The organism is Mycobacteroides chelonae CCUG 47445 (assembly GCF_001632805.1).
GTDB lineage: Bacteria > Actinomycetota > Actinomycetes > Mycobacteriales > Mycobacteriaceae > Mycobacterium > Mycobacterium chelonae.
In genome coordinates this window covers 2,037,811-2,054,199 of record NZ_CP007220.1, presented here as the reverse complement: position 1 = coordinate 2,054,199, position 16,389 = coordinate 2,037,811, and the positions used below count along the sequence as shown (strand labels likewise).

General features: G+C 66.3%; 12 protein-coding genes. All 12 read right to left on the bottom strand.

Annotation, left to right across the window (positions count from 1 at the left end):
* Nucleotides 1-33 precede the first annotated feature (33 nt).
* The gene (gene ftsZ / locus BB28_RS10180; protein WP_046253421.1) at nt 34-1,185 is read right to left on the bottom strand and encodes a cell division protein FtsZ; all 1,152 of its coding nucleotides are present in this window, start codon (nt 1,183-1,185) and stop codon (nt 34-36) included.
* Nucleotides 1,186-1,394: 209 nt separating this feature from the next.
* Entirely contained in the window at nt 1,395-2,339 is a 945-nt protein-coding gene (locus BB28_RS10175; protein WP_046253420.1) for a cell division protein FtsQ/DivIB, read from the bottom strand.
* On the bottom strand, nt 2,336-3,808 hold the full coding sequence (murC, locus tag BB28_RS10170; protein ID WP_046253419.1) for a UDP-N-acetylmuramate--L-alanine ligase: 1,473 nt from the start codon (nt 3,806-3,808) through the stop codon (nt 2,336-2,338). The genes BB28_RS10175 and murC overlap by 4 nt, the downstream gene beginning before the upstream one ends.
* Nucleotides 3,805-4,965: an undecaprenyldiphospho-muramoylpentapeptide beta-N-acetylglucosaminyltransferase gene (gene murG, locus BB28_RS10165; protein ID WP_109550587.1), complete on the bottom strand. Its 1,161-nt coding sequence runs from the start codon at nt 4,963-4,965 to the stop codon at nt 3,805-3,807. Before murG ends, murC begins: the two co-directional genes overlap by 4 nt.
* A 45-nt stretch (nt 4,966-5,010) precedes the next feature.
* Nucleotides 5,011-6,588 (bottom strand): putative lipid II flippase FtsW, encoded by a 1,578-nt coding sequence (gene ftsW, locus BB28_RS10160; protein ID WP_046253418.1) that lies wholly within the window; start codon nt 6,586-6,588, stop codon nt 5,011-5,013.
* 11 nt (nt 6,589-6,599) lie between these two features.
* On the bottom strand, nt 6,600-8,066 hold the full coding sequence (gene murD / locus BB28_RS10155; protein WP_046253417.1) for a UDP-N-acetylmuramoyl-L-alanine--D-glutamate ligase: 1,467 nt from the start codon (nt 8,064-8,066) through the stop codon (nt 6,600-6,602).
* A gap of 6 nt (nt 8,067-8,072) precedes the next feature.
* Nucleotides 8,073-9,152, bottom strand: coding sequence for a phospho-N-acetylmuramoyl-pentapeptide-transferase (gene mraY / locus BB28_RS10150; RefSeq protein WP_046253416.1), 1,080 nt, complete (start codon nt 9,150-9,152; stop codon nt 8,073-8,075).
* On the bottom strand, nt 9,149-10,633 hold the full coding sequence (locus BB28_RS10145; RefSeq protein ID WP_046253415.1) for a UDP-N-acetylmuramoyl-tripeptide--D-alanyl-D-alanine ligase: 1,485 nt from the start codon (nt 10,631-10,633) through the stop codon (nt 9,149-9,151). The genes mraY and BB28_RS10145 overlap by 4 nt, the downstream gene beginning before the upstream one ends.
* Entirely contained in the window at nt 10,626-12,200 is a 1,575-nt protein-coding gene (locus BB28_RS10140) for a UDP-N-acetylmuramoyl-L-alanyl-D-glutamate--2,6-diaminopimelate ligase (protein ID WP_046253414.1), read from the bottom strand. The genes BB28_RS10145 and BB28_RS10140 overlap by 8 nt, the downstream gene beginning before the upstream one ends.
* A 99-nt stretch (nt 12,201-12,299) precedes the next feature.
* Nucleotides 12,300-14,228: a peptidoglycan D,D-transpeptidase FtsI family protein gene (locus BB28_RS10135; protein WP_046253413.1), complete on the bottom strand. Its 1,929-nt coding sequence runs from the start codon at nt 14,226-14,228 to the stop codon at nt 12,300-12,302.
* Nucleotides 14,225-15,208, bottom strand: a complete 984-nt coding sequence (gene ftsL / locus BB28_RS10130) for a cell division protein FtsL (RefSeq protein WP_046253412.1) — start codon at nt 15,206-15,208, stop codon at nt 14,225-14,227. Before ftsL ends, BB28_RS10135 begins: the two co-directional genes overlap by 4 nt.
* Complete coding sequence (gene rsmH / locus BB28_RS10125; RefSeq protein WP_234801016.1) at nt 15,205-16,161, bottom strand: 16S rRNA (cytosine(1402)-N(4))-methyltransferase RsmH; 957 nt, start codon at nt 16,159-16,161, stop codon at nt 15,205-15,207. The genes ftsL and rsmH overlap by 4 nt, the downstream gene beginning before the upstream one ends.
* Nucleotides 16,162-16,389 lie beyond the last annotated feature (228 nt).

Below are 16,389 nucleotides of genomic sequence, written 5' to 3'. Positions count from 1 at the left end.
CAGAGGGTAGTTCGTCGGTTAGACAGCAAGCCGTCAGCGCCGCATGAAGGGCGGCACATCGACATCGTCCTCGTCGCCGCCACCGAGCGTCACCGTAGAGCCGTTGGTATCCCGCGGCAGGCTCTGCGCGTCGATGGTGTCGAAGATGCTGGCCCCGTTGGAGCCGTTGACCTGACCGGCCTTCCCGGGGGCTACGGTGCCCGGTGCCGCCGTGCCGCTGATCGGCTTACGGCTGGGGCCACCGGCGTCGAAACCTGCGGCGATGACGGTGACGCGCACCTCGTCGCCGAGCGAGTCGTCGATGACGGTTCCGAAGATGATGTTGGCTTCGGGGTGCGCCGACTCCTGCACCAGCGAGGCCGCCTCGTTGATCTCGAACAGACCCAGGTCGCTGCCACCGGCGATCGACATCAGCACGCCCTGAGCACCTTCCATCGAAGCCTCGAGAAGCGGTGAATTGATGGCGGTCTCGGCGGCTTTGAGCGCCCTGCCGTCGCCACGGGAAGACCCGATACCCATCAGGGCGCTACCAGCGCCGGACATGACGCTCTTCACGTCGGCGAAGTCGACGTTGATCAGACCCGGCGTGGTGATGAGGTCGGTGATGCCCTGAACACCGTTGAGCAGCACCTCGTCAGCGCTGCGGAACGCGTCCATGAGCGATACCGCGGCGTCGCCCATCTGCAGCAGACGGTCGTTGGGAATGACGATCAGGGTGTCGCAGCTTTCCCGCAGCGAGCCGATACCGAGCTCGGCCTGGCCGCTGCGGCGCTTGCCCTCGAAGGAGAACGGCCGGGTGACCACGCCGATGGTCAGCGCACCCAGCTTGCGGGCGATGCTGGCCACCACGGGCGCGCCACCGGTTCCGGTGCCACCACCCTCACCAGCGGTGACGAAGACCATGTCGGCGCCCTTGAGGAGCTCCTCGATCTCGTCCTTGGCATCCTCGGCGGCCTTGCGGCCCACGTCGGGGTCCGCACCCGCGCCCAGGCCGCGCGTGGAATCGCGGCCGACGTCGAGCTTGACGTCCGCGTCGCTCATCAGCAGCGCCTGCGCGTCGGTGTTGATCGCGATGAACTCGACCCCCTTGAGGCCGTGCTCGATCATGCGGTTGACGGCGTTGACGCCGCCGCCCCCGATGCCGACGACCTTGATCACCGCGAGGTAGTTGTGTGGAGGCGTCATGGTCGCCTTCCTCCCTGGTTGCTGCCGTGGTCTGAGTAGCTGGAGCGTCTCTGCAAACTCTCAACCTCTACCTCAGGCTTAGAGTTATGTCAGGTTGTCCCGCTGAAACAGAACGGTAGGGGGCGCGGTTAGCCGCGCCCGGGAGGCGCGCCGATGGATCGCTGGATTTTCCCGTGGCTATTTCTGGAAACGGCGAGCAGTCCGGTCGCCTACTTGACCGTGGGCAGATCCGGGCTGGACACGTCGTACATGCGACCGGGCTGGGTGAGCAGGGCCCCCAGCTTTTCCGCCTTCTCCGCGGTGCGGTCGGTAGTCCCCCAGACGATGGTGCGACCGTCGTCGAGGGTGAGCGTGATCGACGACACCGACGGCGCAGCGATCTTGGCGACCTGTCGCGCCAGGTCGGGCGCCAGCGAGGTGAGAACCTGCAATGCCGCCTTGGTCGTCGGGTCCTGCGGACCTGGAGCCACCACGTCCAGCACCGGGATGCCCGGCGGCGGCGGTTCGTTGGCGAAGTCCACCCCGTCGCGGTCGATGAGATGCGTCCCGTCGCCGCCCGCCCATGCCGCGACCGGGACCCGTTCGACGATGGTGACGCGCAAGGTGGACGGGTACTCGCATTGCACACGCGCACTGGCCACCCGGCGGATGCTGGCCACCCGGTCCGCGGCGGCGGCGGTATCGATCTGCAGCAGCCGCGTTCCCTTGGTGATGTTCAGTTCCCGAAGAACGTCCTCTTGGGTGACCACCCCGGTGCCGGTCACCACGGTCTGGCGCACGGACATCAGGGGCGTGAAGTACAGAATCGCCCCCAGTCCCACCGCGATGACCGTGAGCAGCACCGCGAGCAGCAGGGTGTGCAAACCCTGAACCTTCCCGCGTCCCGCGCTCTTGCCCTGATCTACCTGCTTGCCCTTGGCAGCCGCCTTCGCCTCACGCCGCGCCTGCTCCAGAGCGATCGCGCGCCGCTGTGCGTCCCGGCGCTCCATCCGCTCGCGCCTGGCCCGCATCCGCGGCCCCTCGGCGGACTCGTCGGCCTCCGCCTGCTCGGCACCGGCATCCTCGTCGATCGCCTCGGGAGCGGAATCCTCGATCTCGTCAGACACCGGGGCCGACTCCGCTGCCTCCTCCGAAGTCCTGTCCGGCTCGCTCATTGACCGTTCCTCGGGGGCGGCCAGTCATTGGCACGCGCGCGCAACGCCCGCACGATCTCCTTGCCCTGCAGCGTGACATCGCCCGCACCCATCGTGATCACCAGATCCCCCGGCGCCGTGGCCGCGGCGACATGCGCAGCCACCGTCGACAGATCAGGCAGGTAATGCACCGGCACCCCGGAGATCTGCTCGACGATCAACGCACCGCTGACACCCGGCAACGGCGCTTCGCGTGCGCCGTAGACATCGAGCACGAACACCAGATCGGCCACACTGAGCGCCTCGGCGAACTCCGTTGCGAAAGATGCTGTGCGGGAGTACAAGTGGGGCTGAAAGACGACGACAGAGCGGCCAAATCCCTGTTGCTCGACGATTCCGGAAACCGCCTGTAGCACCGTCCGGACCTCGGTGGGATGGTGCGCGTAGTCATCGAAGACCCGGACACTCTCGACCTGACCGACCAATTCGAATCGGCGGCGCACTCCTTCAAATCCGGCCAGCCCATCGAGCACATCCTCGACAGAGGCCCCGATCTCGGCGGCCGCCACCACCGCGGCCAGTGCGTTCAGGGCCATGTGCCGACCCGGCACCGACAGTCGCATGGTGCGCGAGGTCTTCTCGCCCGCCAACTGGATCTGTGCGAACGCTCCGGTGTCCTTGAACTGCCAATCACGCAGCCACCCGGCGACCGGGACACCCGCGGCGTCCGCCTGTTCGACACTGCCGTAGCCACGTACTCGTAGGCCGCGCTCGTGGGCCCGGCGCGCCAACGCCGCGGACCCCGGATCATCCAGGCACACCACCAAGACCCCTTCGGGGCCCAAAGTTTCGGTGAATTCGTCGAATACCGCGGTATAGGCCTCGACACTGCCGAAGTGATCGAGATGGTCGGCCTCGATATTGGTCACGACGATGAGATCGGGCCGGTACTGCAGCAGTGAGCCGTCACTTTCGTCGGCCTCGGCCACGAACACGTCCCCACTGCCGTGGTGGGCGTTGGTGCCCGCCTCGTTGAGCTCACCGCCGACCGCGAACGATGGGTCGTATCCGCAATGCTGCAGCGCCACAATGAGCATGGATGTGGTGCTGGTCTTGCCATGCGTTCCAGTCACCATCAGGGTGCGGTATCCGGCCATCAGGTCCGCAAGCACAACCGGGCGCAGCAGGACGGGTATTCCACGCCGATGAGCTTCCACCAGTTCAGGATTCGTCTTGGGAATGGCCGCATGGGTGGTAACCACCACGGTGGGACCACCGGGCAGCAGATCCAGGGCGTCGCCATCGTGGCCGATGTTGACCAGGGCACCGCGGGTACGCAGTGCGAGCACGCCACGAGATTCCTTGGCATCGGAGCCCGATACCTGCGCTCCCCTGTCCAGCAAGATCCTGGCGATACCTGACATTCCGGCACCGCCGATGCCGACCATGTGCACGCGGCGCAAATGCTCCGGGAGTGGGCCGATGTTCATCGCGATGCACTCCGTCCCTGAGATCGCTGCTGTCGTGCGACATCCAGCGCCACCTGAGCCACCTGCCGTGCGGCGTCCGGATGTCCCGACAGCGCGGCGGCCGACGTCATCTGGGCAAGCTTGCCGGAATCGGAGGCGATTTCGATCACCATGTGCGCCAATGTCTCCGGAGTGAGGTCGCGGTCCGCGACGATCACACCACCTCCAGCGTCGACGACCGGCAGCGCGTTGAGCCGCTGTTCACCGTTGCCGATGGGAAGAGGCACGTAGATGGCGGGCAACCCCACCGCGGAGACCTCGGCGACGGTCATCGCGCCGGATCGGCACACGGCGATATCGGCCGCGGCGTAGGCCAGGTCCATGCGGTCCAGGTATGGCAGGGCCACGTATTTGGGGGCGCCCGGAACGTCCCGCAACCCGCCCTCTGGCAGCTCGATCGTGTTCTTCGGCCCGTGTGCATGCAGCACCGAAACCCCGGCAGCGGCAAGGTCATTGGCCGCAGCCGAGACGGCATTGTTCAGGGACACCGCACCCTGGGACCCGCCGAATACCAAGAGCACCAGAGCATCGTCGTCGAATCCGTAGTGAGCGCGCGCCTCCTGCCGCAACGCGGTGCGATCCAGCGCCGTGATCGATCCACGAACCGGCACCCCGACCACCTCTGCACGGCGCAGTCCCGAGTCCGAGACGGCCGATAACACGCGCTGCGCGCGGCGCGCCCCGACCCTATTCGCAAGGCCGGCACGTGCGTTCGCCTCATGAATGACCACCGGAACACGGGGACGGCGCAGCGGTCCTCGACGTGCCGCCAGATAGGCGGGCAACGCCACGTAACCGCCGAAACCGATGACGACATCAGCTCCGACATTGTCGAACACCGCCCGGGTCTGCCGCACTGCCCGGCGCACCCGCAACGGCAGCCGCACCAGATCGCCGGTGAGGCGACGCGGGAGCGGCACCGGCACGATCAGTTCCAGGTCGTACCCGCGGTCGGGCACCAGCCGCGTCTCCAGGCCACGCTCGGTACCCAATGCGGTGATCCGCACCGACGGGTCGATCTCGCGCAGTGCATCGGCGACCGCCATGGCGGGTTCGACGTGTCCCGCGGTACCGCCACCGGCCAGTACCACCGAAAGCGGCCGAAGTTCGTCACTCACTCCGGGAGCATCCTTTCGGTCTGGCGGCAATCACATGTTCAGCAGCTATCGATGGCTTCGGGCCCGTGAACTCCCGGCCCGGGATTGCTCACGGGACCGGCCGCTCGCGCGCGTGCCCGAGGCCCGCCGCACCTGCTGTACCTGCCTATGATGCCCTGCGTCGCTGTCGGTACGTGCACGTGGCTTGCGCTTGGCCCCCTGCGCGGAGTCTTGCTGCCGTGCGCGCTCGGGCTGCCGATCGGCCGTCTCGGCGCCTCGCGTGGCCGACTTGGCGCGCAGGCGATCGCGTGCGGTGTCGATGCGCGGCGCCACATACGGCTCCGGCGCCGGGAGCCGCAGAATCCTGTTCATCCGGTCACCCGAACCCGCCCGCAGTGCGGCGACGGCCTCGGGTTCGTGGCGCGCGGCGTTGGCGATCAGACCGATCATGAAAAGGGCTGTGGCCGTGGCGGTACCACCAGAAGAAATCAGCGGCAGCTGGATGCCGGTCACCGGCAGTAGGCCGATCACGTATCCGATGTTGATGAAGGACTGACCGATGACCCACATACCGGCAGTGGCGGTCAGCATCCGCAGGAACGGATCGGCACTGCGCTTGGCGATGCGCATGGCGGTGTACGCAAAGACGCCGAACAGCGCCAGCACCCCGATGCAGCCGACAAATCCGAGCTCCTCGCCGATGATCGCGAAGATGAAGTCGTTGTGGGCGTTGGGCAGGTAGTGCCATTTCGCCGACCCCTGCCCAAGTCCCTGGCCGAAGAAGCCACCCTGGGCCAGCGCGAATCGAGCCTGACGCGACTGATAACCGGTGGCCTGCGGGTCCGCCGACGGATCCAGCCACGCCTTGACCCGATCGGAGCGGTACCCGGCGGAGACGGCGAGGATGGCCGCGGCCAGTACGGCGGCGATCACCGAACTGAGGAACACCTTCAACGGCAGCCCGGCATACCAAAGCAGCGCCAGCAAGATGATGCTCATGGAGACCGTCTGCCCAAGGTCGGGCTGAATGACGATGAGCACGAGCGCGATGAGCGCGGCCGGCACCAACGGAACCAGCATCTCGCGCAGCGAGGCCTTCTCCATGCGGCGCGAAGCCAACAGGTGCGCACCCCAGATCGCGAAGGCGATCTTGGTGAGCTCCGAAGGCTGCATCGACATACCGCCGTAGACGAACCAACCGCGAGAACCGTTGGAGTACGTGCCGATTCCGGGCACCAGCACCAAGGTGATCAAGACGATGGTGAAGACGAATGCCGGGAACGAGTACTTGCGCATCACCCGGATCGGCGTGCGCAGCGCGATGTAGAAACCGACCAGACCCACACAGACCCAGAGCACCTGCTTGCCGAACACAGCCCACGCAGATCCGTCCACGTCATAGGACTCAACGCCCGATGCGGACAACACCATGATGAGGCCCAGTGTGGTCAACAGCGCGGCTGTCGCGATGATCAGGTGAAACGACGTCATCGGCCGGTTCAGCCAGGCGCCCAAACGAGTCCGGGCCACCAACCCAGCGGTCTTCGCGTCAGAGGGTTTCTTGGCGGGTTTGGCCGCCGTCTTCGCCGCGGCGCGCTTCTCGGAGCGGAAAAGCCTGGTGAACGGAGCGGTCAGGGTCGACACGGCGCTGTTACCTAACCGGTAAGTGCGCGCACCGCCGCGGCGAATCGATCGCCACGCTCGGAGTACCCGCTGAATTGGTCGAAGGATGCGCCGGCCGGAGCCAGCAGCACGGTGTCGCCAGGCCGGGCCACAGCGCTGGCGTGCCGGACGGCCGCGGCCATGACCCGGGTACCCAGATCAGCGCCACCCCCATCCGCCTCATCAGTCACATAGACCACATTTGCCTCTTGCACCCCAGCATCCTCGCGCGTCACAACCGCAACAACGGGTACATCCGGCGCGTGTCGCGCCAAAGCCTCAGCAATCACACCCCGATCGGTGCCGATCAGCACAACCGCACCGAGCCGGTCGGCACATTCGCGCACCAGATCATCGACCGCCGCGCCCTTGAGCAACCCCCCGGCGATCCAGATGACGCGCCGATAGGCCGCGATGGACGCCGCGGCCGCGTGCGGATTGGTGGCCTTCGAGTCGTCTACGTAAGAAACACCGTGGCGCTGCGTCACCAGCTCGGCACGGTGCCGCCCCACCTGAAAGGCCTCCAGCGCACGCGCGACAGCCTCCGCGGGCGTACCCACCGCACGCGCCAGCGCGGCGGCGGCCAGCGCGTTGAGCACACCGATCGGACCCGCTACCGGAAGCTTGGCCACCTCGATCAGCGGCACATCCGGTCCGAATGCCCGGTCCACCAGCAGGCCGTCACGCACTCCGAGCTCCCCGGCCACGGGCTCACCAGTGCGGAACCCGGCCGTGATCGGTGCCGCCGCGCCCGAGAGCAGTCCGGCCGCCACCCTGTCATCAAGACCGACAACCGCGACCTCCCCATCGAGCACTCGCGCCTTGTCCCGGGTGTAGGCGTCCATTCCCCCGTGCCAGTCCAGGTGGTCCTCGGCCACGTTGAGCACCACGCCGGCCGCCGGCCGCACCGAAGGCGCCCAGTGCAGCTGGAAGCTGGAGAGCTCGACGGCCAGAAATTCGACATCGCGATCCAGCACATTGAGCACCGGGTCACCGATGTTCCCGCACAGCGCACTGGTGCGGCCCGCGGCCGTCAGCATGTCGTGGACCATGGCGGTGGTCGTGGTCTTTCCGTTGGTTCCGGTCACCACCAGCCACCGCTTGGGCGGCCCAAACCGGCCGGAAACATCCAGACGCCATGCCAATTCGACATCACCCCAGATGGGCAGCCCGGCATGTATAGCGGCCAGCACGATCGGCGAGGAAGGACCGAAGCCGGGACTGACGATCACCACATCCTGATCGGCCATATGGTGCTGCGCCTCGGCGGTGGTGAGGGCCCCATGCCCCGCATCGCGATGACGCCGTAAGGCGTCCTCGTTGTCGTCACAGACGGTAATCCGCAGGTCGAGGTCCGCCAGCCCCGTCAACGCCGCGACCACGGCATCGCCCGTGACACGCGCACCGCAAACCAGAACCCTTGCTCCGCTGGGCAGTTCGGCCATCTGAGAAACGGTCATGGCCGGTTAGTCACCGATCGTGGCGAGCCACTCGCCATAGAACAACGCCAGACCCAGGCCACAGGCAATCGCGGTCAACAGCCAGAACCGGATGATGACCGTCGTTTCCGCCCAACCCAATAGCTCGAAATGATGGTGGAACGGCGCCATCCGGAACACCCTGCGGCCGGTGGTGCGGAACGCGGCGATCTGCAGGACCACCGACACGATCTCGGCGACGAACAGTGCACCCAACACCACCGCGAGCAGCTCTGTTCGGGTGGTCACCGACAAGCCGGCGATGATGCCGCCAAGAGCCAGCGATCCGGTGTCCCCCATAAAAATTTTGGCGGGTGCGGCGTTCCACCACAGGAACCCGATACATGCACCCGCCGTCGCCGCGGCGATCACCGCAAGGTCCAGCGGGTCGCGCACGTTGTAGCACGCCACACCCGGATGCGTGGAGCAGGCGTTGCGGTACTGCCAGAAGGTCACGATGACATAGGCGCCGGTCACCATGGCCATGCATCCGCCGGCCAGCCCATCCAGTCCGTCGGTGAAATTGACCGCGTTGGACCACGACATCACCAGGATCACGCAGAAGAGCACGAAGATCACCGCGGGCATCGCCACGGTGGCGATCTCACGCACGTAGGACAGCTGCGGACTACCGGGCGTCAACCCGTCCGTATTGCGGAACTGCAGCACCAGCACGCCGAACACCAAGGCCGACAGGATCTGACCGACAGTCTTGGAGGTCTTGTTGAGGCCGAGGTTGCGCGCCTTGCGAATCTTGATGAAGTCGTCGATGAAACCGACACCGCCGAGCATGGTGGCCAACGCAAGCACCAACAGCCCAGAGGCCGAGGGGCCATCGGATCCGAACGCGATACCGATCAGATGAGACCCGAAGTACCCGGCCCACATACCCGCCAGGATCGCGACGCCACCCATCGAGGGAGTGCCACGTTTCTTCTGATGATGTTGCGGTCCGTCGTCCCGAATCTCCTGGCCGAAGCCCTGCCGCGAGAACACCCGGATAAGCACCGGGGTCAGCATGATGGAAACCAGGATCGCGATCCCGGCCGCGATGATGATCTGCCTCATGCGTCACCCACCTTCAGCAGCTCATCAGCCACGACCCACAGCCCGGCCGACCGCGATGCCTTGACCAGCACCACGTCACCGGCCGCCAGCTCGTCGGCCAGCAGTGTGGCGGCTGCCGCAGGATCGTCCACCAGCACCGCCTCGGACCCCCATGACCCCTCCATCACTGCACCCGCATGCATTGCCCGCTGCGACCTCCCGGTTCCGACGACTACCAATCGACTGACATCTAAGCGCACGGCGGCCCGTCCGATGCGGTCATGCTCGGATATCGCATCGGGCCCCAGCTCGGCCATCTCGCCCAGCACCGCCCAGCTGCGACGGGGCTGCACACCGTGACGAGCCATCGACACCAGGGCCTTGAGTCCGGCCATCATCGAATCCGGGTTGGCGTTGTACGCGTCGTTGATGACCGTCACCCCGTCATCTCGGGTGCTGACCTCCATGCGGCGCCGCGAGACCGGACCCGCCCCGGCGAGCGCTTCAGCAACCTGCGCCAGCGTGGCGCCGCATTCCCGCGCGACCGCGGCGGCCGCCAGTGCGTTGCTCACCTGATGCTCGCCGTGGACAGCCAATTGAACGGGTACGGCCTCGTCACCGGCACACAGGGTGAAGCGGGCACGCGCCAGGTCGTCGACGCTCACGTCTGTCGCCCAGATATCGGCGCTGCTGTGCACGCTGGTGCGGACCACCCGGGCGCGGGTCTTGGCGGCCATGGCGGCTACCGCCGAGTCATCGGTATTCAGCACCGCCACACCATCATTGGAAAGTGATTGCGGCAGTTCACCCTTGGTGTCGGCAATGGCCTGTCGCGAACCGAACTCACCCAGGTGCGCCGTACCGACGTTGAGCACCACACCGATTGACGGCGGCGCGATGGCGGCCAGGTCCGCGATGTTTCCGGGGCGCCGAGCCGACAGCTCCAGCACCAGAAACCTGGTCGATTCCGTCGCCCGCAGAACGGTCCAGGGATGGCCGAGCTCGTTGTTGAAGGATCCGGGTGGCGCCACCACCTCACCGAGCGGCTCGAGCACCGCGGCGATGAGGTCCTTTGTCGACGTCTTGCCCGACGAGCCGGTGACACCCACAATGCGCAGCCCCTGCCCCGAGAGCCGACGGGCCACCTCCGCCGCCAGCGCTGCGGTGGCGGCCAGCACCGCAGCCCCCGACCCATCCGAATCATGTTCCAGCGCAGATACTTCGGTACGCGCGATACCAGTCGGCGGCACCACGATGGCGGGCACACCCACCGGCCTGGCGGCCAACACGACGACGGCACCCGCCGCGATCGCACCCTTGGCATGATCGTGACCGTCGACCCGGGCACCCGGCAGCGCCAAGAACAGCCCACCGGGACCCACCTGGCGCGAATCGAATTCGACGGTGCCGGTGACGGTCGTATGCCGGGCTTCCTCGGCACTGATTCCGTCGAGACGTCCACCGACGATCTCCGCGATCTCGGCGACAGTCATCTCAATCATTCAGACTCCCGAGTCCTTTCGAGCTTTCCAGCCCTTCCAGCGCGACCCGCAGCTCCACCCGGTCATCGAACGGGACCGAAACCGCGCCGACGCGCTGCCCGCTCTCGTGCCCCTTGCCCGCGATCAGGACGGTATCCCCCGGATGTGCCCACCGGGCGGCGAAGCCGATGGCGGCGCGCCGGTCTCCGATCTCGATCACATCGACATCTGAACCAGTTGTCCCGGAGACGATTTCCGCGCGAATCGCGGATGGGTCCTCATCGCGCGGATTGTCATCGGTAACCACCACGAGATCGGCCAGCTCGGCTGCCACCTGCCCCATATCGGCGCGCTTGCCACGGTCGCGGTTACCGCCGGCACCGAACACCACCCCCAGCCGTCCGTCCCGATGGCTGCGCAGACTCTCCAGGACAGCGCGCAGGGCGCCGGGTTTGTGGGCATAGTCGACAACAGCCAGGAACGGCTGGCCGGCGACCACCGACTCCATACGTCCCGGCACACCGGCGATCGCGATCCCCGGCGCCGCGGTCACCGCTGACACCCCGAGCAATTCCAAGATTGCAATAGCCACAAGACAATTGGCGATATTGTAGTGACCCGGCAATGCGATACCGAGTTCAACGCTGCCTGCCGGACCATTCGCGACAAACCGCTGACCGCCGTCGGGGCCGACCACCACATCCGAGCAGGTCCAGTCCGCGACGGCACCGGCGCCCGAACTCACCGTGACGGTGCCGGGACTCGCCACGCGCGCCAGTTCGGCCATGGCACGCCCGGCGTCATCGTCGACACAAATGACCGAGCGCTGCGCCCGCTGCGGCGAATCACGCTGGAACAGCCGGGCCTTCGTCGCGAAGTAATCCTCCATGTTGGGATGGAAGTCCAGGTGGTCTCGCGAAAGATTCGTGAACGCCCCCACCGCGAAACGGGTGCCGTCCACACGATTGAGCGCCAGCGCATGACTGGAAACCTCCATGACCACGGTGTCCACGCCACGCTGCACCATCTCGGCCAACAACTCCTGCAGAGCAGGCGCCTCGGGTGTGGTCAGAGCGCTGGGGACATCCTCGCCGTCGATGCGTACCCCAACCGTGCCGATGAGACCGACCCGCTTGCCCGCCGACCGCAGCCCTGCCTCGACCAGATAGGTGGTCGTGGTCTTCCCGGAGGTCCCGGTGACACCGACCACCTCCAGCTGGCGGGAAGGCTCCCCGTAGACCTTCGCCGCGAGCGCACCGAGCACCGCGCGCGGTATGGGATGGACCAATACCGCGATATCCGAGAAATCCGGGCCCTGCTCGGCCAGCAGCTGTGCCCCGGCGGCATCCGTGAGCACAGCAGTAGCCCCCGCAGCGACCGCCTCGGACGCGAACTGTGCGCCATGTGCGCTACTACCGGGCAGCGCCGCGAAGAGGTCACCCGACCGCGCGTCCTGGGCCCGCAGCGTGACACCGGTGACGGTCGCGGCACTGGGCCCACGCAGTTCCGCCGAGATCAATGAGGCGAGGTCGGAGACCGGGTGCGGGCGCGTTTGGGGAAGGAACCGGTGAGTTCCGGATGCCGCCACCTGCGATCACCTCCTGCCGTTTTTGTGCCGCCCATGGCCTCCGGGCGTCAAACGACAGTACCGGGCGAGCAGTCGTCCCCTCATCGGATGAGGACCGGCTCAGGTCGCCTGCAAGATCAACGGTGGTCCGGGATCGGGTGACAATGGCACGTTTTGGCGCCGCATCAACCACGACGCGATGTTGTGGAACAGCGGGGCCGCAGTCATGTGCGGCGACCCGTCGGACCCGCGTTTCGGCGCGTTCATCTCGATGCCGATGACGTACCGGGGATCATCGGTGGTGGCGATGCCGGCGAAGGTGATCCAGTAGACGTCGTCGAAGTAGCACCCGCAGGCCGGGTTGATCTGCTGGGCGGTGCCGGTCTTGCCGCTCAGCTGGTAGCCCTCGACAGCGCCGGACGCGCCGGTGCCGTTCTGGATCTGACGCGCATCCGGTTGCAGCACCGCGCGCAGCATGTTCCGCACGGTGCGCGCGGTTCCGGCGTTGACCACCTGTACTGGCTCGGGGCGTGGTTCTTCCTTACGGGTGCCATCGGGTGCGGTGATGCTCTTGACGATGCGCGGCGGCATCCGCACTCCGTCGTTGGCGATCGCCTGATACATGCCCGTCATCTGCAGCAGGGTCATCGACAAGCCCTGGCCGATCGGCAGGTTCGAGAAGGTGCTGCCCGACCACTGTTCGATCGGCGGCACGATGCCGGAGCTCTCGCCGGGCAGGCCGACGCCCGTGCGCTGGCCCAGGCCGAACTTGTCCACCAGATCCATGAACCGTTCCGGGCCGACCCGCTGGGCCAGCATCAGCGTGCCCACGTTGGACGACTTCCCAAAGACGCCGGTGGTGGTGAACGGCACTGTTCCATGTGGCCATGCGTCCCGCACGGTGACGCCGCCCATGTTGATAGAGCCCGGAACCTGCAAGACCTCATCGGGATTGGATAGATCGTTCTCGATCACCGCCGAGGCAGTGATGACCTTGTTGACCGACCCGGGTTCGAACGGTGAAGACACCGACAGATTGCCCATCTCACGGTTGCCCTGCTTACCGAGGTTCTGCGACGGATCAAAGGTGTTGTCGTTGGCCATGGCCAGGACCTCACCGGTCTTCGAATCAAGTACGACCGCAGACACCGTCCGCGCCTCGGACAGGTCCTTGGCCTGCTGAACCTGCTGCTGTACGTAGAACTGGATGTCGTTGTCCAGCGTGAGTTCGACGGTGGATCCGTTGACGGCATTGTGACGGTCCCGATAACTGCCGGGAATCACCGCACCGTCGGAGCCGCGGTCGTAGGTTTGGGAACCGTCCTTGCCGGCCAGCGCGCTGTCCAGCGAATCCTCAAGCCCGAGAAGGCCGTACCCCTCCCAGTCGATGCTGCCCACAATATTGGCGGCCAGCGATCCACCGGGATACTGACGAATGTCCTGCCGTTCGGCGCCCACCTCGGGGAATTCTTTGATGATCTCGGCGGCGATGGCCGGGTCTACCGAACGCGCCAGGTAGGCGAAGGTGTCATCGCTGCGGATCTTCTTCAGCAGGCTCTTGGCATCGGGCTTGTTTCCGAGCTTGGCCGATACTCCGGCAGCGATATCCTGCAGCCGCCGTTCCGGGTCGACGGCCCGTGTTTTCGCCGCTGCGGCCTTAACGGCGTCACTCTTCCCGGGGTCCTGAAGGATTTTCAGGCTTTCCTCCCACGACTTGTTGAGCTGCTCGCGAATCTTCTTCGGCTGGAAGGTAAGAGCACGAGCCTCGATGGTGAAAGCCAGTTTGTTGCCCATGCTGTCAACGATGGTGCCACGCAACGCTTTCTCGATCTCGGTGACCTTCAGCTGACCCGAGGCCTCGGCACGCAGACCCGCGGCACGCGGGCCCTGCAGGGTGAACAGCTGAATGGCGGCGATGGCCAATGTCAGAAAGATGATGATGTTGCCCGTGCGGTGACGGAAAGCGAATCCAGCGGTCCGCGACACGGCAGACGCCGGCCGCCGGACGCGGCGAGCGCCGACCGGCCGGGACCGATCCTGCCGGTTCACGCCGTCGGGTGGGGACTCGTTGTTGCCACGGGATTGAATTGTTCCCCGGTAACTGGAGAATTCGCGATATTTGATGCTTGCGGCGCGTCGGCCACGGGGGGCGGTATCACCGCAGCGGGATCCGGTGCGGCCACCACCGGAGCGGGCATGACCGGAGCCGGCGGCGCTAAGACAGGTTCCTGCCCCGCAGGAGCTTCCACCACAGGCGCGGGCACCGCGGCCGGCGGGGGCATGTGGGGCACCACAGCCACCGGAGGCGGTACGGGTGGCAGCTGCACGGGGACCTCGACCGAGTTACCGGCCTTCGGAACGGCATCGACGTCGTCGGGGATCACCGAGTTCAGCGGTGCCGGCGCGACACCCTCAGCCGGCTTCGGGGCACCCACCAGCAGCCAATTGCCCTGCGGGTCACGTACCAGATGCGCGATATCACGCGATGGGATCATGCCGAGGTCGCGCGCCGAATCCGCCAGTGCCGGCGCCGATTCCGCACGCAACACGTCACGCTCAAGGGCTTCCTTGCGTTGCAGCAGCTGCTCGTTGGTGCGCCGCTGAGTGCCCAGCTGATAGGAGCGTTCCGCGGCGTCGGTCGAGAGCCACAATGTGATGGCCAAGCCGACACCCAGGGCACCGATAACCAGCACAACGAAAGGCACCTTGGCGATCCACACATGCGGCCGCAGGTCCACCTCGGAGAGGTGAGTAAGAATCCGTTCGCGTAGCGGTATCCGAATGACTTTGGGCGCTTTGGCCTTGCGTGCCTTCGCACGGGCCTTCGCCTGTTGCGTGCTGGTCGCCGGGCGAATCTTCTCGGGAGCCTTGCGCTGCACCGGGATCGGCATGGTCTGCGGGGCAGAACGGCGCGGACGCGGCGACGGGCCGGCGCCGACCGACTTGGGAGCGCCGCCACGACGTTTAGCGGGCTTGGCAGGATTGCTCTTCTTGGGGGACTCGCCGGCTTTCTTGCGCACCCCAATCATGCGCTCCTCCTGTCCGCAACTCGTTCGACTGCCCGCAACCGCACTGGCGCGCTCCGTGGATTGACTTCTATTTCCGCATCGTCGGCCCGCTCGGCGCCGCGGGTGATCGCCGCGAACTCCGGTGCGTCACCGGGCAGCTCGACCGGCAGGTCAATCGGTGACCGGGATGCGATGGCGGCCGCAAATTCCGCCTTAACGATCTTGTCCTCCAGCGACTGATACGCCATGACCGCGATACGACCACCCGGACGCAGCGCCGCCATGGCGGTAGGTATCGCGGCCGCAAGGGATTCGAGCTCGGCGTTGACCGCGATGCGCAGGGCCTGGAAGGTTCTTTTCGCCGGATGCCCCCCGGTACGACGGGTAGCCGCTGGGATGGTGTCGTACAGCAGCTCAACCAACTGCGCACTGTGCGTGAAGGATTCGACAGCACGGCGCCGGACGACCTCATCTGCTATTCGCCGCGCGAAACGCTCCTCACCGAATCTACTGAGCACCCTGGATAGTTCGGGTGCCGTATAGGTGTTCAGGATGTCGGCGGCGGTCAGCTCGTCGTGTGAATTCATCCGCATGTCCAGTGGGGCGTCGACCGAGTAGGCGAAACCACGGTCGGCCTGATCGAGCTGCATGGACGACACACCCAGATCGAAGAGCACTGCGTCAACCGAAGACGTTGCGCGGTAACCCAACCCGTCAAGCGCATCCGACAGACCGTCGTAGCGGGTATGCACACCGGCGAATCGCTCGCCAAAGGCCTCCAGCCGCTTCCGGGCAATCTCAAGGGCGTTGGTATCACGATCGAGGCCGATCACCGTCAGGCCCGGTAGCACGGAGAGAAAGTGCTCGGTATGCCCACCGGCGCCCAGCGTGGCATCGATCAGCACCGCACCCGCCCCATCCGCGGACCGGGCGGTCAGTGCCGGAGCGAGCAGCTCATAGCAGCGGTCGAGCATGACCGGAATATGGCCGAATCCAGCCCCGGAGCCAGCCGGAAAATCGTTGTCAGACACGGCGATACCCCTCCGGGAGCGGGAGATGCCCCAATGGGAGCGAGAAACGCCCCGATGGGAGCGCTGGTAGGTGCGAGGAGCCCGCGCAGCCCGGTCCCTGCCCGATGGTGCGAACCTGGCGTCGGGGAAGTACGCCAGGGCCGTATCGGACAGAGGCCGCGCTTCGCGGGC

Excerpts from the sequence above, each read along its gene's own strand:
- ftsZ (WP_046253421.1), bottom strand. The coding sequence starts at position 1,185 with ATGACGCCTCCACACAACTACCTCGCGGTGATCAAGGTCGTCGGCATC.
- BB28_RS10175 (WP_046253420.1), bottom strand. The coding sequence starts at position 2,339 with ATGAGCGAGCCGGACAGGACTTCGGAGGAGGCAGCGGAGTCGGCCCCG.
- murC (WP_046253419.1), bottom strand. The coding sequence starts at position 3,808 with ATGAACATCGGCCCACTCCCGGAGCATTTGCGCCGCGTGCACATGGTC.
- murD (WP_046253417.1), bottom strand. The coding sequence starts at position 8,066 with ATGACCGTTTCTCAGATGGCCGAACTGCCCAGCGGAGCAAGGGTTCTG.
- mraY (WP_046253416.1), bottom strand. The coding sequence starts at position 9,152 with ATGAGGCAGATCATCATCGCGGCCGGGATCGCGATCCTGGTTTCCATC.
- BB28_RS10145 (WP_046253415.1), bottom strand. The coding sequence starts at position 10,633 with ATGATTGAGATGACTGTCGCCGAGATCGCGGAGATCGTCGGTGGACGT.
- ftsL (WP_046253412.1), bottom strand. The coding sequence starts at position 15,208 with ATGATTGGGGTGCGCAAGAAAGCCGGCGAGTCCCCCAAGAAGAGCAAT.
- rsmH (WP_234801016.1), bottom strand. The coding sequence starts at position 16,161 with ATGCTCGACCGCTGCTATGAGCTGCTCGCTCCGGCACTGACCGCCCGG.